At 53.4% G+C, this 21,828-nt stretch carries 24 protein-coding genes; 14 read left to right on the top strand and 10 right to left on the bottom strand.

What is annotated here, in order from left to right:
* Positions 1-16: 16 nt before the first annotated feature.
* The 3 genes from LDB27_RS03775 to tkt form a co-directional block, all read right to left on the bottom strand.
* Positions 17-1,396: a PTS mannitol transporter subunit IICB gene (locus LDB27_RS03775; RefSeq protein WP_000400411.1), complete on the bottom strand. Its 1,380-nt coding sequence runs from the start codon at positions 1,394-1,396 to the stop codon at positions 17-19.
* Positions 1,397-1,423: 27 nt separating this feature from the next.
* The gene (gene cmtB, locus LDB27_RS03770; protein ID WP_001518319.1) at positions 1,424-1,867 is read right to left on the bottom strand and encodes a PTS mannitol transporter subunit IIA; all 444 of its coding nucleotides are present in this window, start codon (positions 1,865-1,867) and stop codon (positions 1,424-1,426) included.
* A 311-nt stretch (positions 1,868-2,178) separates the two neighbouring features.
* Positions 2,179-4,170: a transketolase gene (gene tkt, locus LDB27_RS03765; RefSeq protein ID WP_000098648.1), complete on the bottom strand. Its 1,992-nt coding sequence runs from the start codon at positions 4,168-4,170 to the stop codon at positions 2,179-2,181.
* Between the two features lie 275 nt (positions 4,171-4,445).
* Here tkt and LDB27_RS03760 point away from each other — a divergent pair, with 275 nt between their 5' ends.
* The gene (locus LDB27_RS03760; RefSeq protein WP_000701825.1) at positions 4,446-5,204 is read left to right on the top strand and encodes a M48 family metallopeptidase; all 759 of its coding nucleotides are present in this window, start codon (positions 4,446-4,448) and stop codon (positions 5,202-5,204) included.
* Positions 5,205-5,304: 100 nt separating this feature from the next.
* Here LDB27_RS03760 and speB read toward each other — a convergent pair whose 3' ends face one another.
* The 5 genes from speB to LDB27_RS03735 form a co-directional block, all read right to left on the bottom strand.
* Positions 5,305-6,225 carry an agmatinase gene (gene speB / locus LDB27_RS03755; protein ID WP_000105550.1) on the bottom strand — a complete coding sequence of 307 codons (921 nt, stop codon included), beginning with the start codon at positions 6,223-6,225 and terminating at the stop codon, positions 5,305-5,307.
* Positions 6,226-6,452: 227 nt separating this feature from the next.
* Entirely contained in the window at positions 6,453-8,429 is a 1,977-nt protein-coding gene (gene speA, locus LDB27_RS03750) for a biosynthetic arginine decarboxylase (protein WP_001278580.1), read from the bottom strand.
* A gap of 8 nt (positions 8,430-8,437) precedes the next feature.
* Positions 8,438-8,569, bottom strand: a complete 132-nt coding sequence (yqgB, locus tag LDB27_RS03745; protein ID WP_000729109.1) for an acid stress response protein YqgB — start codon at positions 8,567-8,569, stop codon at positions 8,438-8,440.
* An 85-nt stretch (positions 8,570-8,654) separates the two neighbouring features.
* Complete coding sequence (locus LDB27_RS23880) at positions 8,655-8,804, bottom strand: hypothetical protein (RefSeq protein WP_001751809.1); 150 nt, start codon at positions 8,802-8,804, stop codon at positions 8,655-8,657.
* 59 nt (positions 8,805-8,863) lie between these two features.
* Positions 8,864-9,163, bottom strand: a complete 300-nt coding sequence (locus LDB27_RS03735) for a hypothetical protein (protein ID WP_001543499.1) — start codon at positions 9,161-9,163, stop codon at positions 8,864-8,866.
* 55 nt (positions 9,164-9,218) lie between these two features.
* On the opposite strand from LDB27_RS03735, the gene metK reads away from it, so the two are divergent.
* The 8 genes from metK to ruvX all read left to right on the top strand — a co-directional run bounded on the left by metK (position 9,219) and on the right by ruvX (position 16,608).
* The gene (gene metK / locus LDB27_RS03730; protein ID WP_001062140.1) at positions 9,219-10,373 is read left to right on the top strand and encodes a methionine adenosyltransferase; all 1,155 of its coding nucleotides are present in this window, start codon (positions 9,219-9,221) and stop codon (positions 10,371-10,373) included.
* 492 nt (positions 10,374-10,865) lie between these two features.
* Positions 10,866-12,260: a galactose/proton symporter gene (gene galP, locus LDB27_RS03725; RefSeq protein WP_001113171.1), complete on the top strand. Its 1,395-nt coding sequence runs from the start codon at positions 10,866-10,868 to the stop codon at positions 12,258-12,260.
* 78 nt (positions 12,261-12,338) lie between these two features.
* Positions 12,339-12,836, top strand: coding sequence for a SprT family zinc-dependent metalloprotease (locus LDB27_RS03720; RefSeq protein WP_000856775.1), 498 nt, complete (start codon positions 12,339-12,341; stop codon positions 12,834-12,836).
* A 94-nt stretch (positions 12,837-12,930) separates the two neighbouring features.
* Complete coding sequence (endA, locus tag LDB27_RS03715) at positions 12,931-13,638, top strand: deoxyribonuclease I (RefSeq protein ID WP_000286123.1); 708 nt, start codon at positions 12,931-12,933, stop codon at positions 13,636-13,638.
* Positions 13,639-13,714: 76 nt separating this feature from the next.
* Positions 13,715-14,446: a 16S rRNA (uracil(1498)-N(3))-methyltransferase gene (rsmE, locus tag LDB27_RS03710; RefSeq protein WP_001222488.1), complete on the top strand. Its 732-nt coding sequence runs from the start codon at positions 13,715-13,717 to the stop codon at positions 14,444-14,446.
* 19 nt (positions 14,447-14,465) lie between these two features.
* Positions 14,466-15,413 carry a glutathione synthase gene (gshB, locus tag LDB27_RS03705; RefSeq protein WP_000593248.1) on the top strand — a complete coding sequence of 316 codons (948 nt, stop codon included), beginning with the start codon at positions 14,466-14,468 and terminating at the stop codon, positions 15,411-15,413.
* A 215-nt stretch (positions 15,414-15,628) separates the two neighbouring features.
* Positions 15,629-16,192 (top strand): YqgE/AlgH family protein, encoded by a 564-nt coding sequence (locus LDB27_RS03700; RefSeq protein ID WP_001053171.1) that lies wholly within the window; start codon positions 15,629-15,631, stop codon positions 16,190-16,192.
* The gene (ruvX, locus tag LDB27_RS03695; RefSeq protein ID WP_001285491.1) at positions 16,192-16,608 is read left to right on the top strand and encodes a Holliday junction resolvase RuvX; all 417 of its coding nucleotides are present in this window, start codon (positions 16,192-16,194) and stop codon (positions 16,606-16,608) included. The genes LDB27_RS03700 and ruvX overlap by 1 nt, the downstream gene beginning before the upstream one ends.
* Positions 16,609-16,654: 46 nt before the next feature.
* Here ruvX and LDB27_RS03690 read toward each other — a convergent pair whose 3' ends face one another.
* The gene (locus tag LDB27_RS03690) at positions 16,655-17,341 is read right to left on the bottom strand and encodes an IclR family transcriptional regulator (protein WP_000098324.1); all 687 of its coding nucleotides are present in this window, start codon (positions 17,339-17,341) and stop codon (positions 16,655-16,657) included.
* A 127-nt stretch (positions 17,342-17,468) separates the two neighbouring features.
* The gene (locus tag LDB27_RS03685; RefSeq protein ID WP_001055647.1) at positions 17,469-18,449 is read right to left on the bottom strand and encodes a type IV pilus twitching motility protein PilT; all 981 of its coding nucleotides are present in this window, start codon (positions 18,447-18,449) and stop codon (positions 17,469-17,471) included.
* A gap of 17 nt (positions 18,450-18,466) precedes the next feature.
* On the opposite strand from LDB27_RS03685, the gene LDB27_RS03680 reads away from it, so the two are divergent.
* The 5 genes from LDB27_RS03680 to hemW are packed head-to-tail and all read left to right on the top strand — an operon-like array spanning position 18,467 to position 21,773.
* Positions 18,467-19,171, top strand: a complete 705-nt coding sequence (locus LDB27_RS03680; RefSeq protein ID WP_000997812.1) for a YggS family pyridoxal phosphate-dependent enzyme — start codon at positions 18,467-18,469, stop codon at positions 19,169-19,171.
* Between the two features lie 18 nt (positions 19,172-19,189).
* Entirely contained in the window at positions 19,190-19,756 is a 567-nt protein-coding gene (locus LDB27_RS03675) for a YggT family protein (RefSeq protein ID WP_001094848.1), read from the top strand.
* On the top strand, positions 19,753-20,043 hold the full coding sequence (yggU, locus tag LDB27_RS03670) for a DUF167 family protein YggU (RefSeq protein WP_001277205.1): 291 nt from the start codon (positions 19,753-19,755) through the stop codon (positions 20,041-20,043). The genes LDB27_RS03675 and yggU overlap by 4 nt, the downstream gene beginning before the upstream one ends.
* Before the next feature lie 7 nt (positions 20,044-20,050).
* Positions 20,051-20,644 carry an XTP/dITP diphosphatase gene (locus LDB27_RS03665; RefSeq protein WP_001174769.1) on the top strand — a complete coding sequence of 198 codons (594 nt, stop codon included), beginning with the start codon at positions 20,051-20,053 and terminating at the stop codon, positions 20,642-20,644.
* Positions 20,637-21,773: a radical SAM family heme chaperone HemW gene (gene hemW, locus LDB27_RS03660; protein WP_001096527.1), complete on the top strand. Its 1,137-nt coding sequence runs from the start codon at positions 20,637-20,639 to the stop codon at positions 21,771-21,773. Before LDB27_RS03665 ends, hemW begins: the two co-directional genes overlap by 8 nt.
* The last annotated feature ends 55 nt before the right edge of the window (positions 21,774-21,828 follow it).

The following is a 21,828-nucleotide window of genomic DNA, read 5'->3' as shown; positions in this document are numbered from 1 at the left end:
CCAGAAACCTGAAATATTAATTCGATGTCAAATGGTTAAATAAATCATCAAGGCACGGATCGCCAATATAGTTTTTAATAAGTATTAAGGGCTTATCGCTGACTCGCTTAACACGTCCTTCAAGGCTGGCGTGGGTAACGATAATATCGGCATCATCCGGTACATTTTCGATAGCGTAATGTTTAACGTCGATAGTCAGGCCCGCCTTTTCCAGACGTCGGCGGAACGTTGTGGCGCCCATTGCGCTGGAGCCCATCCCCGCATCGCAGACAAAGGCGATACGTTTCACGTCGCGATATGAAAATTTGCCTTCTTGCTTCATGGCTTTCACCGCTTTAGCGGAATCACTAAAAGTATCTTCGCTGTCGGCTTCGCTACTTTTTTCCATTTTCAAAATGAAAGCGGTGATAATAAAGGTCACTGCCGTTCCCGCCGTTACGCCAGCAATCGTAGCAAGGAAAGAACCTTTCGGCGTCAGCGCCAGGTAAGCGAAAATTGACCCCGGGCTTGGCCCTGCAACCAGGCCGCCATCCAGCAGGTTAAACACCCATGTTCCGCTCATCCCGCCGGCAATCATGGCGATGAGTGTTAATGGCTTCATCAGCACATAGGGGAAATAGAGCTCATGAATCCCCCCGAGGAAATGGATAATCATGGCGCCAGGCGCAGATTTCTTTGCCATTCCTTTGCCAAATAGCGTAAAGGCAAGCAGCAAACCTAAGCCAGGCCCCGGGTTAGAGGCCACCATAAAGAAAATGGATTTTCCGGTTTCCGACGCCTGTTGCATTCCCAACGGATAATAAACGCCCTGATCGATGGCATTGTTCAAAAAGAGGATTTTTGCCGGTTCATTGATTAAAGACAACAGCGGCAGATAGCCCGCATGTACCAATGATTCAATACACTCCTTCACAAAGTTATTGGCAATAAGTACCGCCGGACCAATCACTTCAAAACCCAGCAGGCACAAAATCATCCCGGCGATACCCAGCGAGAAGTTATTAATCACCATCTCAAAACCGGCGGGAATCCGCTTTTCCAGCAACCGATCAATATATTTAATGACCAGACCGCCGAGAGGTCCCATAATCATTGAGCCAAGAAACATGGGGATATCAGCACCGATGATAACGCCAATGGTGCCAATTCCCCCCATCACGGCGCCACGCTTTCCACCGACCAGATGTCCACCGGTAGAACCAATCATCACCGGCAGTAAATAAGTAATCATCGGGCCGACAATTTTGGCGAAATGCTCATTTGGCATCCATCCGGTTGGAATAAATAATGCAGTGATAAAACCCCAGGCAATAAAAGCGCCGATATTGGGAATGACCATCGCGGTCAAAAATCCCCCAAAAGCCTGGACCTTTGCACGAGCAGACTTGTGTTCCATATTAATATCCTGTAAAGGAGAGAATAATTATGCGCGAGCTATAATATCCGCCAGCTCTTTTTCTGATTTCGCAGCTAATAACGCCGCTAAAACATCCTCTTCACATAATAGTTCGCTTAACGCCTGAATAGCGCCAATATGTGAATCTGAATCTGCTGCTGACAGGCCGATTAATAATTTTATGCCGTCATCCTCGTCGGTAAACTGCACATCCTGCCTGAGCAATGTTAATGACATCCCGGTTTTTAACGCGCCGCATTCGGGGCGAGCATGAGGCATCGCGACACCAGGTGCCAGAATATAGTAAGGACCATTACTGATTGTTGAATCTTTGATAGCCTGAATATAATTTTCATTTATATAACGATTAGCCAAAAGAGATGACATGGAAAAATCAACAGCTTCCTGCCAATTTTGTGCCAATGGCCTTATTGTAATAGATGCTTCAGGAAAATAATCTATTAACCGCATAAACTATCCTTATTTTATTTTTAGGGTACAACTTGTCGTTAAAAATAAAATACGCGGGCGGCAAAATGAAATCAATCCAGGCGAAAAAGCGAGCGCTTAAAATGACATGATTATAATTTATCTATAAAACAACCTGTTATAATTATAAAAATAAAAAGCAAGCTTCATTTTGTGATGTTAATTGCAAATTCAATAAATAATAAAATATCAAAATTGTGATAAAAATCACAAATAAAGCCTTGTTAGCGATAAAATAAATGTATCTAAAAAAATGGGTCGCCGAAGCGACCCGTTTCATGCCGTATTAAGGATTACAGCAGCGCTTTCGCTTTGGCGATCACGTTGTCCACCGTGAAGCCAAACTCTTCAAACAGCAGCTCTGCCGGGGCGGATTCACCGAAGGTGGTCATCCCGACAATAGCGCCGTTCAGGCCGACGTATTTGAACCAGTAGTCAGCGATACCCGCTTCAATCGCCACACGCGCAGAGACCGCCTTCGGCAGCACGGATTCACGGTAAGCCGCATCCTGTTTGTCGAACGCGTCGGTGGACGGCATGGAAACCACGCGCGCCTTCACGCCTTCGGCAGTCAGTTTTTCGTAAGCGGCAACCGCCAGCTCAACTTCTGAACCGGTCGCAATGAAGATAATCTGCGGCTGGCCCGCACAATCTTTCAGTACGTAACCACCGCGGGCGATATTCGCCAGTTGCTCTTCAGTACGTTCCTGCTGCGCCAGGTTCTGACGGGAGAGGATCAGCGCGGTTGGGCCATCCTGGCGCTCTACGCCATATTTCCACGCCACCGCGGATTCCACCTGGTCGCACGGACGCCATGTGGACATGTTCGGCGTTACGCGCAGGCTTGCCACCTGCTCGACCGGCTGGTGCGTCGGGCCATCTTCGCCCAGACCGATGGAGTCGTGGGTGTACACCATCACCTGACGCTGTTTCATCAACGCTGCCATACGCACTGCGTTACGGGCATATTCGACGAACATCAGGAAGGTGGAGGTGTACGGCAGGAAACCGCCGTGCAGGGCGATACCGTTGGCGATAGCGGTCATACCGAATTCGCGCACACCGTAGTGAATGTAGTTACCCGCCGCGTCTTCGTTGATAGCCTTAGAACCGGACCACAGGGTCAGGTTAGACGGTGCCAGGTCTGCAGAGCCGCCGAGAAATTCCGGCAACAGCGGACCGAAGGCTTCGATGGCATTCTGGGACGCTTTGCGGCTGGCGATTTTCGCCGGGTTAGCCTGCAGTTTAGCGATGAATTCATTCGCTTTCGCATCGAAGTCAGCCGGCATGTCGCCTTTCATACGACGGGTGAATTCAGCAGCTTCCTGCGGGAAGGCTTTCTCATAAGCCGCGAATTTCTCGTTCCATGCGGATTCTTTCGCCTGGCCGGCTTCTTTCGCATCCCACTGGGCGTAGATTTCAGACGGGATTTCGAACGGCGCGTATTTCCAGCCCAACTGTTCGCGGGTCAGCGCGATTTCCGCGTCGCCCAGCGGCGCGCCGTGGGAATCGTGGGTACCCTGTTTGTTCGGCGAACCGAAACCGATGATGGTTTTGCACATCAGCAGGGACGGTTTGTCAGTCACGGCGCGAGCTTCTTCCGTGGCGCGTTTAATGGCGTCGGCATCGTGACCGTCAATGCCACGGATAACATGCCAGCCGTAGGCTTCAAAACGTTTCGCGGTGTCATCGGTGAACCAGCCTTCAACATGACCATCGATAGAGATACCGTTGTCATCATAGAACGCGATCAGTTTGCCCAGTTTCAGAGTACCAGCCAGAGAGCACACTTCGTGAGAAATGCCTTCCATCATGCAGCCGTCGCCCATAAAGACGTAGGTGAAGTGGTCAACGATGTCGTGGCCAGGACGGTTAAACTGCGCCGCCAGAGTTTTCTCGGCAATCGCCATCCCGACGGCGTTGGCAATACCCTGACCCAGCGGGCCAGTAGTGGTTTCAACACCAGCGGTGTAGCCCACTTCCGGGTGACCAGGGGTTTTTGAATGTAGCTGACGGAAATTCTGCAGTTCGGACATCGGCAGGTCATAGCCGGTGAGGTGCAGCAGGCTGTAAATCAGCATTGAGCCGTGGCCATTGGACAGCACAAAGCGGTCGCGGTCGGCCCAGGACGGGTTGGTCGGGTTGTGGTTCAGGAAATCACGCCACAGGACTTCGGCAATGTCAGCCATACCCATCGGGGCACCCGGGTGACCGGATTTGGCTTTCTGTACTGCGTCCATGCTCAGCGCACGAATAGCATTGGCAAGCTCTTTACGTGAGGACATTTTGACTCCAGATCGGATGTTGAAAGGCCATGCCCGTAACGACTTGACGACAGCGCGTTTTGGGCTACGCCGGAAAATTTGCCAACAATTTACCCCAAGCCGCGCGTCATGTACATGGAACATCCTTTTACCGCTTCAGAAATCTCCGGATCGTGCTCGCATGTTGCGCAATTAGCTAACTTGCCTGCCATGCTTTTCTTTATACTTAACCCAGGCGCTAATTCATCTGCAACGGGCGCATTTCAAAATAATATTAATTCGTATGGAAGAGAAAAATGAAAATTCGCGCTTTACTGCTTGCTTTGGGCATGGCGACGGTGCTGACCGGTTGCCAGAATATGGACTCTAATGGACTGCTTTCTTCGGGCGCTGAAGCTTTTCAGGCCTATACGTTAAGCGATGCGCAGGTAAAAGCGCTGAGCGATCAATCCTGTCAAGAGCTCGACAGCAAAGCGAAAATCGCGCCGGCGAGCAGCGAATACGCTAAACGACTGACAAAAATTGCCGCCGCGCTGGGGGATAACATTAACGGCCAGCCGGTGAACTATAAGGTTTACGAGACGAAAGACGTCAACGCGTTTGCCATGGCGAACGGTTGTATCCGCGTCTACAGCGGGCTGATGGATATGATGACCGACAACGAAGTTGAAGCCGTGATCGGCCATGAAATGGGCCATGTCGCGCTGGGTCATGTAAAGAAAGGGATGCAGGTCGCGCTGGGCACTAACGCCGTGCGCGTCGCGGCGGCATCGGCAGGAGGAGTTGTCGGCAGCCTGTCGCAATCACAGCTTGGCGATCTTGGCGAAAAACTGGTGAACTCGCAGTTCTCTCAGCGTCAGGAGTCCGAAGCGGATGATTATTCTTACGATCTGTTGCGCAAACGCGGTATCAGTCCGGCAGGACTCGCTACCAGCTTTGAGAAACTGGCAAAACTGGAAGCGGGTCGTCAAAGCTCAATGTTCGACGATCACCCGGCGTCCGCCGCACGCGCACAGCATGTGCGCGATCGTATGAGCGCGGACGGGATCAAATAACCCCCGAACAGTGCCGGATGGCGGCGTGAACGCCTTATCTGGCCTACAAGCATCAATCAGCTGTAGGCCGGATAAGCGCAGTGCCATCCGGCAAAACAACTTACTCGCCCTTCTTCGCCGCCTGGATATAGAGCATTTCTAATGCCAGCGTCGCGGCCGCCAGAGCGGTGATCTCTGACTGATCGTAAGCCGGCGCGACTTCCACTACATCCATACCGACAATGTTCAGATCTTTCAGACCGCGTACCAGCTTAATGGCGCGATCGGAGGTCAAACCACCGATCACCGGCGTACCGGTGCCAGGCGCAAACGCCGGGTCCAAACAGTCGATATCAAAGGTCAGATAGACCGGCATATCGCCGACGATCTGTTTCACCTGAGCGAGAATATCATCCACGCCGCGATCGTTGACCTGGCAGGCATCCAGCACGGTAAAGCCATTGTCTTTGTCAAACTCAGTGCGAATACCGATCTGTACCGAATGATGCGGATCGATCAGGCCTTCTTTCGGCGCGGTGTAGAACATCGTGCCGTGATCGAATTCGCAGCCGTTAGCGTAGGTATCGGTATGCGCGTCAAAATGTACCAGCGCCATTTTGCCAAAATGTTTCGCGTGGGCGCGCAGCAGCGGCAGCGTGACGAAGTGGTCGCCGCCGAAAGAGAGCATACGCTTGCCTGCAGACAGCAGTTTTTCAGCGTGCGCTTGTAATTTTTCGCTCATTTCACGGGCATCGCCAAACGCATACACTAAATCGCCGCAGTCTACGACGTTCAGGCGCTCGCGCATGTCAAAATTCCACGGGAAACGGTGATGTTCCCAGGCGAGGTTGGTCGACACCTGACGGATCGCCGCCGGGCCATGACGACCGCCAGCGCGACCGGACGTTGCCATATCAAACGGTACGCCAGTGATCACCCAGTCGGCATCGCTGTCATACGGCTGGAAGTTCATTGGCAGACGTAAAAAACCAAACGCATTAGAAACCAGTGAGTTATCGTACTGATGACCTAAGGTGCTCATGTCCTGACCTCTTTTAGAGTCGTTGCATTAAAACAGATGAAAAAAATCCCCTCCGCGTCGTTAAACCCGACGAGGAAGGGATTGATTTGTAAATCGCTATTGCGGCGAATTATCGCCGTTAATTCATACGGGTTCAAGTGAGTATAGCATTCTGCCGGGTGGTGGCTTTACCTTATCCAGCCTGCATTCGTAGGCCCGGTAAGCGCAGCGCCACCGGGCATCAACGGCTACTCATCTTCAAGATAAGTATAACCGTACAGTCCCGCTTCAAATTCCTCAAGGAACTGCTGCTGCAACGCATCGTCCAGATCCGTCTGTTTTACCTGGTCGCGGAAATGCGTTAACAGCGTTTTCGGATCCAGTTGCACATATTGCAGCATATCCGCAACGGTATCGCCTTCGTCCGACAGCTCAACCTCGACGCTACCATCCGGGAAGACAAACACGTCAACCGCTTCAGTATCGCCAAACAGGTTGTGCATGTTACCGAGGATCTCCTGATAAGCGCCGACCATAAAGAAGCCGAGCATCGGCGGATTCTCTGGATCGTATTCCGGCATCGGCATCGTCGTGGCGATACCGTCGCCATCGATATAGTGGTCAATAGCGCCATCGGAATCACAAGTAATATCCAGCAGCACGGCACGACGTTCCGGTACCTGATCTAACCCTTCCAGCGGCAGTACCGGGAAGAGCTGATCGATTCCCCACGCGTCCGGCATTGACTGGAACAGCGAGAAGTTGACGTACATTTTGTCCGCCATTCGCTCTTGCAGTTCGTCGATAATCGGACGATGCGCACGGTTTTGCGGGTCCAGTTGCTTCTGCACTTCATGGCACATGCTGAGATAAAGTTGCTCCGCCCAGGCGCGCTCCTGCAAACTAAACGCGCCGGAAGAGTAGCCGATATGAATATCGTGCAGATCCATTTGGCTATCATGCAGCCATTCACGCAGCGAGCGGCGGGTGCCAGGCTTATGCATCTCCTGCCAGGTTTCCCAGAGATTTTGCAGCGCGCGCGGCGCATCTTCAGCAGGGGCAGTCGGATCCGTGTATTCGTTACGCTCCACGCCGATAATGTTAGAGACCAGTACCGTATGGTGCGCAGTGACGGCGCGGCCAGACTCGGTAATCACCGTCGGATGCGGTAAACCATGCTCTTCGCAGGCATCGCCAATCGCCCAGATGATGTTATTGGCATATTCGTTCAGGCCATAGTTCACCGAACAGTCGGACTGCGAGCGGGTACCTTCATAATCCACGCCCAGACCGCCGCCCACGTCGAAGCACTGGATATTCACGCCCAGCTTATGCAGCTCAACATAGAAACGCGCGGACTCGCGCACGCCGGTCGCGATATCGCGAATGTTCGCCATCTGCGATCCCAGGTGGAAGTGCAACAGTTGCAAACTGTCCAGGCGCCCGGCGTCACGCAGGGTCTCCACCAGTTGCAGCACCTGGGTCGCCGCCAGGCCGAATTTTGATTTTTCGCCGCCGGAGGATTGCCACTTACCGGATCCCTGAGAGGCCAGACGCGCACGCACGCCCAGACGAGGAACCACGTTCAGGCGCTCGGCTTCTTCCAGCACAATCGCGATTTCAGACATCTTTTCGATGACCAGATAAACCTTATGGCCCATCTTCTCGCCAATCAGCGCCAGCCGAATGTATTCACGGTCTTTATAACCATTACAGACGATCACGCTACGGGTCATGCCGGCATGCGCCAGCACCGCCATCAATTCCGCTTTTGACCCCGCTTCCAGCCCCAACGGTTCACCGGAATGGATAAGGGACTCGATCACGCGGCGATGCTGATTGACCTTAATCGGATAAACGAGGAAGTAGTCGCCGTTATAACCGTAAGATTCACGCGCACGCTTAAACGCCGCGTTAATTGAACGCAAACGGTGTTGCAGGATCTGCGGGAAGCAAAACAGCGCCGGCAGACGCTGACCTTGCGCTTCGCGCGCTTTCACCAGTTTGGCAAGATCGACACGCGCTTCCGGTACGTCGGGATCGGGGCATACGCTAATATGGCCCAGCTCGTTGACGTCGTAGTAGTTATTGCCCCACCAGGCAATATTGTAAGTGCGCAGCATCTTGCTGGCTTCCTGGGAGCTCATTGCAACCTCCTGCATGGAGCGTAGTACACCCTGTTCGCCTGCTGACGAAGGCGAACCCATAGACATGTCGTCAGACATAGCGAACCTCAATTTTTATTAGCAAGTGTAAAACAGTTGACCACTATCGCAATCCGAAGACGCGATAACAACCCATAGACAAGCGGATTTTCCAGCAGATAGCGCTGATGCTCCGCCTGCGCGACCGGTTTCTTTTTCATATCATTGTAAACACGTAACCGAACTCACAGATAACGGTTCGGCGAAACCACGAGAAAACTCTTGCGTTAACAAGAGCGCCCTTGTTCAGTCTTCAGCGCCATTGCCGGCTCTGGAATCCTGAGAAGCGCCGAGATGGGTATAACATCGGCAGGTATGCAAAGCAGAGATGCAGATTGCGGGGGACATGCGCGCACCAGAACGATGCGACAAATTCAGCAGAATACAACGGTTCATTATCTCGTATCACCTCCACGGCCGCCTCGTAAGACGAACCCACAAGCCAAAGCAACGTTTTAACCCGGCTGGAAGTGGCGACACGAAGAAAACGTCGTGTGCTTTTGTATGAGCCGCGCGTCGCGTTTTATACCCAGAACGCAGAAAAAAAGCAAAGCATAAATGCGCATAATGTCAGCATTATCAGAAACGTTTACCGCCTGATTTTGACCGACATTGCGACGGCCTTCAAAAAAAGCTGGAAATTGGGCGAAGAAGTGACCTAAAATAGCCGTCCAGATGTTAATCCATCCATACTGATTAACACTCAGACTGCCAGTGTCAGTGACCTTCAGACTCATGGTAGAATCTTCTGTCATGACTATTCCGCACAACAGTTTGAGCTAACTAAATTCTCCTTAGGTGAAATTAAATATGGCAAAACACCTTTTTACGTCTGAGTCCGTATCAGAAGGGCATCCTGACAAAATCGCAGACCAAATCTCTGATGCCGTGTTGGATGCTATCCTGCAACAGGATCCGAAAGCACGCGTCGCCTGTGAAACCTACGTTAAAACCGGCATGGTTTTAGTTGGCGGTGAGATCACCACCAGCGCCTGGGTCGATATCGAAGAGATTACCCGTAATACGGTGCGCGAAATTGGCTATGTGCATTCCGACATGGGCTTTGACGCCAACTCTTGCGCGGTACTAAGCGCAATTGGCAAACAGTCTCCGGATATCAACCAGGGCGTTGACCGCGCAGACCCGCTGGAACAAGGCGCGGGTGACCAGGGCCTGATGTTTGGCTACGCGACAAATGAAACCGACGTACTGATGCCTGCGCCAATCACCTACGCGCACCGTCTGGTACAGCGTCAGGCTGAAGTGCGTAAAAATGGCACCCTGCCATGGTTGCGTCCGGATGCAAAAAGCCAGGTCACTTTCCAGTATGACGACGGCAAAATCGTCGGTATCGACGCCGTGGTTCTCTCTACGCAGCACGCAGAAGATATCGACCAAAAATCGCTGCAAGAAGCGGTGATGGAAGAGATCATCAAACCCATTCTGCCGTCTGAATGGTTAAATACGTCCACTAAGTTTTTTATCAACCCAACCGGTCGTTTCGTTATCGGCGGCCCGATGGGCGATTGTGGTCTGACCGGTCGTAAGATCATCGTTGATACATACGGCGGTATGGCGCGTCACGGCGGCGGCGCCTTCTCCGGTAAAGATCCGTCTAAAGTTGACCGTTCTGCAGCTTACGCTGCGCGTTATGTCGCGAAAAACATCGTGGCGGCAGGTCTGGCGGATCGCTGTGAAATCCAGGTCTCCTACGCTATCGGCGTAGCGGAGCCGACGTCCATCATGGTGGAAACGTTCGGTACTGAAAAAGTGCCTGCTGAACAGTTGATTCTGCTGGTGCGCGAATTCTTCGACCTGCGCCCGTACGGCTTGATTCAGATGCTGGATCTGCTGCACCCGATCTACAAAGAAACTGCGGCTTACGGCCACTTCGGTCGCGAAAACTTCCCATGGGAAAAAACCGACAAAGCGCAACTGCTGCGCGATGCTGCCGGTCTGAAATAATCGCCCGCGCCTGACGCTGTTTTTCAGTCAGGTAAACCATACCGTACTTATCAAGGCCAGCGCCCTGCTGGCCTTTATCATTGCTGATACACACAACGTTATCAGATGTTCCAGCGTGTATTTATACTGACCTTTTTGTGATGCGCAGCACAATCCACTCTCCCCTTTCGTTTCTTCGACTACACTTTTTATCATTCAGTTTCAGTCATCATGAAAGCGGTTACATTCATTTTCATTAAGAACTGACCGCATCACTATCGGTATGCTAATTCTGCGATGAAAATATTACATAATTTTTCAACTTTGTCTGAATACCAGGCGATTGATATGGTTATAAGATTATTAAAACTATTATTTTTCAGATAATTAAATAATCACCGAGATAAATAGTAGTGTAAACGATTACACCATTGTGATTAGCCTCACATCTTTTTACGGCGTACTCACCTACTCTTAACATCGATAAAATTGCTAACCCAACCGGAGGGCATAATGCCTGACAATAAAAAACAAGGGCGTTCCAACAAGGCCATGACATTTTTTGTCTGCTTTCTTGCAGCCCTGGCAGGATTACTTTTTGGCCTGGATATCGGCGTTATCGCCGGTGCTTTACCCTTCATTACCGACGAGTTTCAGATTACCGCACACACTCAGGAATGGGTGGTCAGCTCCATGATGTTTGGCGCGGCCGTCGGCGCTGTCGGCAGCGGCTGGCTCTCCTTTAAGCTGGGTCGTAAAAAAAGCCTGATGATCGGCGCTATCCTGTTCGTCGCCGGTTCGCTGTTCTCCGCTGCGGCGCCTAACGTTGAAGTCCTGATTATTTCTCGCGTGCTGCTGGGTCTGGCCGTCGGCGTCGCTTCCTACACCGCACCGTTGTACCTGTCCGAGATCGCGCCGGAAAAAATTCGCGGCAGTATGATCTCAATGTACCAACTCATGATCACCATCGGGATTCTGGGCGCTTATCTGTCCGATACCGCGTTCAGCTACAGCGGCGCATGGCGCTGGATGCTCGGCGTGATCATCATCCCAGCCATTCTGCTGCTGATCGGCGTCTTCTTCCTGCCGGACAGCCCGCGCTGGTTTGCGGCGAAACGCCGCTTCCATGATGCTGAACGCGTCCTGTTGCGCCTGCGTGACACCAGTGCGGAAGCAAAACGTGAGCTTGATGAAATTCGCGAAAGTTTGCAGGTTAAACAGAGCGGTTGGGCGCTGTTCAAAGAGAACAGCAACTTCCGCCGCGCCGTGTTTCTTGGCATTTTGTTGCAGGTAATGCAGCAATTTACCGGGATGAACGTCATCATGTATTACGCGCCGAAAATCTTCGAGCTGGCGGGGTACACAAATACCACGGAGCAGATGTGGGGCACCGTTATTGTTGGTCTGACTAACGTCCTGGCAACCTTCATCGCTATCGGCCTGGTTGACCGCTGGGGTCGCAAACCTACCCTGACGCTGGGCTTCCTGGTCATGGCGATTGGTATGGGGATTCTGGGTACGATGATGCACATCGGCATCCATTCGCCGTCTGCGCAATACTTCGCTATCGCTATGCTGCTGATGTTCATCATTGGATTTGCGATGAGCGCTGGTCCGCTGATTTGGGTACTGTGCTCCGAAATCCAACCGCTGAAAGGCCGCGATTTCGGCATCACCTGCTCCACCGCGACCAACTGGATCGCCAATATGATCGTCGGCGCAACGTTCCTGACCATGCTGAACAATCTGGGTAACGCCAACACCTTCTGGGTCTACGCTGGCCTGAACGTGCTGTTTATCCTGCTGACCCTGTGGCTGGTGCCGGAAACCAAACACGTTTCGCTGGAACACATTGAACGTAACCTGATGAAAGGTCGTAAACTGCGCGAAATCGGCGCCCACGACTAATCCCTCCACGCTTCCTCCTGCCACAGGGGGAAGCGTTTTTCTTGCAGTCCCTCTTCCGTCGCACTATTCTCTGCCGCTATGAAAACCCCTCGTCTCCCTATCGCTATTCAGCAGGCCGTAATGCGCCGCCTGCGGGAAAATCTCGCCCAGGCGAACCTCAAGCTCGATAGACATTATCCGGAGCCGAAACTGGTGTATACGCAACGCGGCACCTCGGCGGGCACCGCCTGGCTGGAGAGCTACGAAATCCGCCTCAACCCGGTGTTACTGCTGGAAAACATCGACACCTTTATAGCAGAGGTCGTGCCGCATGAACTGGCGCATCTGTTGGTGTGGAAGCACTTCGGACGCAAGGCTCCGCATGGCAAGGAATGGAAGTGGATGATGGAAAGCGTGCTGGGCGTTCCGGCCAGACGTACTCATCAATTTGCGCTGCAATCCGTACGGCGCAATACCTTTCCCTACCATTGCCAATGCCAGCAACATCAACTCACCGTCCGCCGTCACAATCGGGTAGTACGCGGCGAAGCGGTTTATCGTTGCGTTCACTGCGGCGAACCACTGGTCGCCGGGTAGTTCCCGAAACGTCCGGGAACTTTCCTGAGCGGACTGATTGCATACAGACACAACTTTCGTTACGTTGCGGGCTCGTTTTGCTATGGAGTGTGCAATGTACCGTAATTTTTCTTTTGCCGCTGCGTTGCTGGCCGCAGCGTTTTCAGGCCAGGCCCTGGCCGATGGCATTAACAATTTTTCTCAGGCCAAAGCGGCGAGCGTCAAAGTCAATGCCGACGCGCCCGGCAGCTTTTACTGCGGGTGCCAAATCCGCTGGCAGGGTAAAAAAGGCGTCGTAGACCTGGAGTCCTGCGGCTATAAGGTGCGTAAAAACGAGAATCGCGCCAGACGCATTGAGTGGGAGCACGTTGTCCCCGCCTGGCAATTCGGTCATCAGCGCCAGTGCTGGCAGGACGGCGGGCGAAAAAACTGCGCTAAAGACCCGGTCTACCGCAAAATGGAAAGCGATATGCATAACCTGCAACCCGCCATTGGCGAAGTGAATGGCGATCGCGGCAACTTTATGTATAGCCAGTGGAACGGCGGCGAAGGTCAGTACGGGCAATGCGCCATGAAAGTGGATTTTAAAGCGAAAATCGCCGAGCCGCCCGCCCGCGCCCGTGGCGCAATCGCCCGCACTTATTTTTATATGCGCGACCAATACCAACTGAAACTTTCCCGCCAACAAACGCAGCTGTTTAACGTCTGGGATAAGCAGTACCCCGTTACTGCCTGGGAGTGCGAGCGCGATGCGCGTATCGCGAAGGTCCAGGGTAATCATAATCCCTATGTGCAACGCGCTTGCCAGGCGCGAAAGAGCTAACCTACACTAGCGGGATTCTTGTTAACCCATGCCCTGGATAGCCAAACGCCGGGGCCATGACGCGGATTTTTTTATTATGCGTATTCCCCGCATTTATCACCCTGAATTGTTGACGTCCGGTACGCAGATTTCGTTATGCGAAGATGCGGCCAACCATATTGGTCGTGTACTGCGCATGGGACCGGGACAAGCGTTACAGCTGTTTGACGGCAGTAATCAGGTATTCGATGCTGAAATCATTAGCGCCAGTAAGAAAAGCGTTGAAGTGCAAGTGATGAAAGGCGAAATCGACGATCGTGAATCGCCGCTGCATATCCATCTGGGCCAGGTGATGTCGCGCGGTGAAAAAATGGAATTTACTATCCAGAAATCGATCGAACTGGGTGTAAGCCTCATTACGCCACTGTTCTCTGAGCGCTGCGGCGTTAAACTGGATAATGAACGTCTGAACAAAAAGCGCCAGCAGTGGCAAAAGATCGCCATCGCCGCCTGCGAACAATGCGGGCGTAACCGGGTGCCGGAAATTCGCCCGCCGATGGCGCTGGAGGCCTGGTGCGCCGAGCAAGATTCCGGGCTGAAGCTCAATCTTCATCCGCGCGCCCATGCCAGCATCAACACTCTGCCGCTGCCGGTTGAACGCGTCCGACTGCTGATCGGCCCGGAAGGCGGGCTGTCGGCGGACGAAATCGCGATGACCGCGCGCTATCAGTTTACTGATATTCTGTTAGGACCTCGCGTTCTGCGTACTGAGACAACCGCGCTCACCGCCATTACTGCGCTACAGGTGCGTTTTGGCGACTTAGGATGAAGCGTTAACGGAGAAAATAATGATCAAGCTCGGCATCGTGATGGACCCCATCGCACACATCAACATCAAGAAAGACACCAGTTTCGCTATGCTGCTGGAAGCCCAACGTCGTGGTTATGAACTTCATTATATGGAGATGGCCGACCTTTATCTGATTAACGGCGAAGCCCGCGCCCGCACGCGAACGTTGAGCGTGGAGCAAAATTACGATAAATGGTACGAGTTCGGCAGCGAGCAGGAGATTAAACTCGCCGATCTGGACGTCATTTTGATGCGCAAAGATCCGCCGTTTGATACCGAGTTTATTTATGCGACCTATATTCTGGAACGCGCTGAAGAGGAAGGGACGCTTATCGTCAACAAACCGCAAAGCCTGCGCGACTGTAATGAAAAACTGTATACTGCCTGGTTTGCCGACCTGACCCCGGAAACGCTGGTAACGCGCAATAAAGCGCAGCTCAAAGCATTTTGGGAAAAGCATGGCGATATCATTATGAAACCGCTGGACGGTATGGGCGGCGCGTCCATTTTCCGCGTTAAGGAAGGCGATCCTAACATAGGCGTTATTGCCGAAACGCTGACCGAGCTGGGCAACCGCTACTGCATGGCGCAGAACTATTTGCCCGCGATCAAAGATGGCGATAAGCGCGTACTGGTCGTCGACGGCGAGCCGGTGCCTTACTGCCTGGCGCGTATTCCGCAGGGCGGCGAAACCCGCGGCAACCTGGCGGCTGGTGGTCGCGGCGAACCCCGTCCGTTGAGCGAAAGCGACTGGGAAATCGCCCGCCGCGTTGGGCCGACGCTTAAAGCCAAAGGGCTTATTTTCGTCGGTCTGGATATTATCGGCGACCGCTTAACGGAAATTAACGTGACCAGCCCAACCTGCGTGCGTGAAATTGAAGCGGAATATCCGATCTCTATCACCGGGATGTTGATGGACGCCATCGAAGCGCGTCTGGCGAAGTAAAGGTTTATTGCCCGGTGGCGTGCGCTTACCGGGCCTGAGCAATCACGCCGCCCCGGTCGGATAAGGCGGCGCATCAGCATCGCCATCCGGCAGTCTATTGCCCGATAAGGCAGCCGTCCTTTGGCAAAAGACGGCTTATATGAGTGACAACCGTCCGCTTTCCCCACATACTGAACGCTGTCGTTTTTTTGAACCAGGAAACAGACCCTCTGACAATGAATTTACAGCATCACTTTCTTATTGCCATGCCTGCGCTCCAGGACCCGATTTTCCGCCGTTCCGTGGTGTATATTTGCGAGCACAACCAGGACGGCGCTATGGGGATTATTGTTAATAAGCCTTTGGAAAATCTGCAAATTGAAGGGATTCTGGAAAAACTAAAAATTACGCCGGAACCGCGCGATTCGGCAATTCGTCTTGATAAAGCCGTGATGCTCGGCGGCCCGCTGGCGGAAGATCGCGGATTTATTCTCCATACTCCGCCGTCACGTTTCGCCTCCAGCATTCGTATCTCAGACAATACCGTGATTACCACCTCCCGCGATGTGCTGGAAACGTTAGGTACCCAACAACAGCCTTCCGATGTGCTGGTCGCGCTGGGCTACGCCTCCTGGGATAAAGGCCAGCTTGAACAAGAGTTGCTTGATAACGCCTGGCTTACCGCGCCCGCCGATCTCAATATTTTGTTCAAAACGCCCATTGCCGAGCGCTGGCGCGAAGCGGCAAAACTTATTGGCATTGATATTCTGACCATGCCTGGCGTTGCGGGGCACGCCTGATGAGCGACACCTTACTGGCCTTTGACTTCGGCACAAAAAGCATCGGCGTTGCAATAGGACAACGCATTACCGGCACCGCCCGTCCGCTTCCGGCAATCAAAGCACAGGACGGCACGCCCGACTGGACGCTCATTGAACGTTTGCTGAAAGAGTGGCAGCCGGACGAAATTATTGTCGGGCTACCGCTCAATATGGATGGCACTGAACAACCGCTGACGGCGCGCGCACGTAAATTCGCCAACCGTATTCATGGGCGTTTCGGGGTAACTGTCACGCTGCACGATGAACGACTCAGCACCGTTGAAGCACGCTCCGGTCTGTTTGAACGAGGTGGGTATCGCGCGTTGAACAAAGGCAAAGTGGACTCGGCCTCCGCCGTGATTATCCTCGAAAGCTATTTTGAACAGGGGTATTAAAGCCGTTTTTGTCAGCAGGCGGATAACGCGGTCACGGTTGCCAGGCTTACTGGGCAATAAGCTGGTTTAATGCCTTCAACGCCTGTAAACGCGCAGCCGCCTCCGCCTCATCAATCCGCCACATTCCCGCAAAGGCCAGCGCTGCGGCGTGCTTGTCTAGCGGTTGCGCCATAGAAACTTCACCATCAGCGTGATGCCACAGCACGTATCCCCGCTGGCGCTGCTGCGCCACATGCGGTGCCAGATTACGCCACTGCTCCGGAGTAAAACGCTGCATTAGCGCCTCATCGCTTTCTGCCGCCAGTAACGCCACTCCTGTTACCGACTGCCAGGCCGGGCACATGCGAAACCCCGCCAACGCCTGACTTCCCTGCGAACCCGGCGTAGAGTGATAAATATAGATAATCTGGTCTTCCCATAGCACGCCTAATGCCACCACGATGTCTTTGGGCGCATGGCGTTCAAGGATAGGCAACGCATGGGAGAACAGCGCTGAACCGCGAATCGCCTGCGCCGCCAAAGCATGAATGCCTGGCCCGGGTAAATAGCGTCGGTGCTCATCCTGCATCGTGAGTCCAATAGAGGCCATCGTCATTAACAGGCGATTAACGCGCGTGGTATTAATATCCATCAGCCGGGCAAGCTCGCGACATCCGATAGCACGGTCGCTGGAAACCAGATATTGCAGACAGCGAATGCCATCTATCAGGCTTTGATTCGGTTGTGATGACATCGTTAAATGGCTTCGCTGTGGTTTTAACAAAGCTGCGATTTTAACGCCGGTTCGCCAGGATACAAGCCTGTATGCCGTTCAATCCACCGCGCCAGTCAACACTTTCCCCCCTACGCCGCCATCTTCGCTACAGCCGTCCCTGCGCCTGACGCCATTGCGCGCTCTGGGCGAATGTCATCATCCCCTGCTGCTGCCCGGTTTGTATCACGTGGGCCAACTGATGGAGTTTGCCTTCACGGATCAAATTCCCTGTGGCTGGCGTATTAATCAGTAATTCAAACAACGCCACGCGCCCATCCTGCCTGTCGACCTCCAGTTTTTGCGATAGTACGGCGCGCAGACTACCCGCCAGTTGACTGCGTACCGGTTCTTTTTCCTGCGCCGGAAAACTATCCACTAATCTTTCCACCGCCTGCGCCGCACCGCGAGTATGCAGGGTTGCCAGTACCAGATGCCCCGTTTCCGCCGCCGTCAGCGCCAGGCGAATGGTCTCGCTGTCACGCAGCTCTCCCAGTAAAATGACATCGGGATCTTCACGTAACGCCGCGCGCAGCCCGGCGGCAAAAGTGGCGCAATGCTGGCCGATTTCCCGCTGCTGTATCAGGCAACGCTTGCTGGTGTAACGGTATTCAATAGGATCTTCCAGCGTCAGGATATGTTTATCGGCATGTTGATTAAGATATCCCACCATCGCCGCCAGCGTGGTGGACTTCCCGCAGCCAGTAGCGCCAGTGACCAGAATCAGTCCGTTCTCGCTGGCAAGCAGTGCGGGTACTATCGGCGGCGTCTGGATTTCCGCCAGATCAGGACAACGCTCGGGCAATAGCCGTAGCGCCAGCGACGTTCCCTGTTGATGTGTGAACGCACTGGCGCGCAGGCGCCGCGTGCCAGACAGCGAGACGGCGAAATCAAGCTGGCCGTGCGTTCGCCACTGATATTGTTGCGCATCATTAAGCCAATCAAGCAGAAGCCTGTCGACATCAGGCGCGGTAAAAGGCGCGTTCTCCATGCGTCCTTGTTTGCGCCATCGCGCAGGCCAGGCGTTACACAGGTGTAGATCCGAGACGTTATGCTTTACACTAAGCGTCACAATTTCTTCCATATTCATATAAACATCCTCGGAAAATGAACGATATCGCGCATAACCTGGCATACATCCGGGACAAAATCTCCGCCGCGGCGACGCGTTGCGGCCGCTCTTCAGAAGAAGTTACGTTGCTTGCAGTGAGTAAAACCAAACCTGCGAGCGACATCGCAGAAGCCATTGCCGCCGGACAACGGGCATTTGGTGAAAATTATGTACAAGAGGGGGTGGAAAAAATCCGCCACTTTCAGGAAGCGAAAGTGGAAGGCCTGCACTGGCACTTTATAGGCCCTTTACAGTCCAACAAAAGTCGGCTGGTGGCCGAGCATTTTGACTGGTGTCATACCATCGATCGCCTGCGTATCGCCTCGCGGCTGAGCGAACAGCGTCCGGATAATCTGCCGGCGCTAAATGTTCTGATCCAAATTAATATCAGCGATGAAAACAGCAAATCAGGCATTCCGCTGGCGGAACTGGATGAGCTGGCCGCTGCGGTGGCTACACTGCCGCGTCTGCGGCTTCGCGGACTGATGGCGATCCCGGCGCCAGAGTCAGATTATGTAAGGCAGTTTGAAGTCGCACGTCAAATGGCTGTAGCATTTGCCGGGCTGAAAGCGCGCTACCCTGACGTTGATACCCTATCTCTGGGTATGAGCGACGATATGGAAGCCGCGATTGCGGCAGGTAGCACAATGGTGCGCATCGGCACCGCTATCTTTGGTGCTCGTGATTACACAAAAAATTAAGGAAAACTGAGGAACGCCATGAATACGTTGACCTTCCTGCTCTCAACGGTAATTGAGCTGTATACCATGGTGCTATTATTGCGCGTGTGGATGCAGTGGGCCCGCTGTGACTTTTACAACCCTTTTTCCCAGTTCGTGGTGAAAATTACGCAGCCCATCATCGGACCGCTGCGTCGTATTATCCCACCAATGGGGCCGATTGACAGCGCTTCTCTGCTGGTGGCGTTTATTCTTAGCGTTATTAAGGCGATAGTGCTGTTTAAGGTAATTACGTTTCAGGCGATTATCTGGATTGCCGCGGTGCTTATCTTACTTAAAACAATCGGCCTGCTGATCTTCTGGGTGCTGCTGGTCATGGCTATCATGAGCTGGGTGAGCCAGGGTCGTAGCCCGATTGAATATGTATTGATTCAGCTTGCCGAGCCGCTGCTCAGCCCGATTCGCCGTATACTGCCTGCGATGGGCGGCATCGACTTCTCGCCGATGGTTCTGGTGCTGCTGCTGTATGTCGTTAATATGGGGATCGCTGAAGTCTTACAAGCAACAGGCAACATGTTGCTGCCGGGGCTGTGGATGGCGTTATGAGTGCTGTGACTCGCTGCGAAGACGGTCTGGTGTTACGGCTTTATATTCAGCCGAAAGCCAGCCGCGACAGTATTGTGGGCTTACATGGCGACGAGGTGAAAGTCGCCATTACCGCCCCGCCGGTTGACGGTCAGGCAAACAGCCATCTGACCAAGTTTCTCGGTAAACAGTTTCGCGTGGCGAAAAGTCAGATCGTCATCGAAAAAGGCGAGCTGGGCCGTCACAAACAGGTAAAAATTATTCACCCGCAACAGATCCCGCCGGAAATTGCGGCGTTAACTGAGTAGGTATTCCATGCAAAAAGTTGTTCTCGCAACCGGCAACGCCGGTAAAGTGCGCGAGCTCGCGTCGCTGTTAAGCGATTTTGGGCTTGATGTGGTAGCGCAAACGGAACTGGGCGTCGATTCCGCGGAAGAAACCGGCCTGACGTTTATTGAAAACGCGATTCTCAAAGCGCGCCATGCCGCTAAAATGACCGGTCTGCCCGCCATTGCCGATGACTCCGGTCTGGCCGTTGACGTTTTAGGCGGCGCGCCGGGTATCTATTCCGCGCGCTATTCTGGCGAAAACGCGACAGATCAGCAAAACCTGGAAAAACTGCTGCATACTCTACGGGATGTTCCGGACGACAAACGCCAGGCGCGATTCCATTGTGTACTGGTTTATTTGCGTCATGCCGAAGATCCCACACCGATAGTCTGTCACGGTAGCTGGCCTGGCGTTATTACTCGCCAGGCGGCCGGAAATGGCGGATTTGGCTATGATCCCATTTTCTTCGTACCGTCTGAAGGCAAAACCGCCGCAGAACTGACCCGTGAAGAAAAAAGCGCGATTTCCCACCGTGGACAAGCGCTCAAGCTGCTGCTGGATGCGTTACGCAATGGCTAAACTACCGCCGCTCAGTCTTTATATTCATATTCCCTGGTGTGTACAAAAATGTCCATATTGCGACTTCAATTCCCATGCGTTGAAGGGCGAGGTGCCGCATGACGACTACGTCCAGCATCTGTTAAGCGATCTGGATGCCGACGTCGCCTGGGCGCAAGGGCGTGAAGTAAAGACCATTTTTATTGGCGGCGGTACGCCAAGCCTGCTTTCCGGGCCGGCGATGCAAATGCTGCTGGACGGCGTGCGTGCGCGCCTGAATCTGGCGGCGGATGCGGAAATTACCATGGAAGCGAACCCCGGCACGGTCGAAGCCGACCGCTTCATCGACTATCAGCGCGCCGGCGTAAACCGGATCTCCATTGGCGTGCAGAGCTTTAGTGAGCCTAAGCTGAAACGTCTTGGCCGTATTCACGGTCCACAAGAGGCGATGCGGGCAGCAAGACTGGCAAATGGGCTTGGGCTACGCAGCTTTAACCTCGACTTGATGCATGGATTGCCGGACCAAACGCTGGAAGAGGCGCTGAACGATTTGCGACAGGCGATTGCGCTTAATCCGCCGCATCTCTCATGGTATCAATTGACGATTGAACCCAACACTCTGTTCGGTTCGCGTCCGCCGGTTTTACCGGACGACGACGCTCTGTGGGATATCTTTGAGCAGGGCCACCAGTTATTAACCGCCGCGGGCTATCAGCAATACGAAACGTCGGCCTATGCCAAACCCGGTTATCAGTGCCAGCATAATCTGAACTACTGGCGCTTTGGCGACTATCTGGGGATTGGCTGCGGCGCCCACGGTAAAGTCACCTTCCCGGGCGGCAGGATCCTGCGCACCACCAAAACCCGTCACCCACGCGGTTATATGCAGGGACGTTACCTGGAAAGCCAGCGTGACGTGAGTGATGACGATAAACCCTTTGAGTTCTTTATGAACCGTTTTCGGTTGCTGGAGCGCGCGCCTCGCGCCGAATTTATCGACTATACCGGGCTTACGGAAGCGGTTATTCGTCAGCCAATCGACGAGGCTATTGCCCAGGGCTATCTGACCGAATGCGAGCAATACTGGCAGATTACCCGGCACGGTAAACTGTTTTTAAACTCTCTTCTTGAGTTGTTTCTCGCGGAATAACAAGGATAAGCCTGTCGCGCCAGCGGGTAAAATACCTGATGGCGCGACGCTTACC

Origin of the sequence: Salmonella sp. JXY0409-18 (assembly GCF_020268625.1) — a bacterium.
GTDB classification, from domain to species: domain Bacteria; phylum Pseudomonadota; class Gammaproteobacteria; order Enterobacterales; family Enterobacteriaceae; genus Salmonella; species Salmonella enterica.
This window is presented reverse-complemented; position numbering and strand designations above follow the sequence as displayed.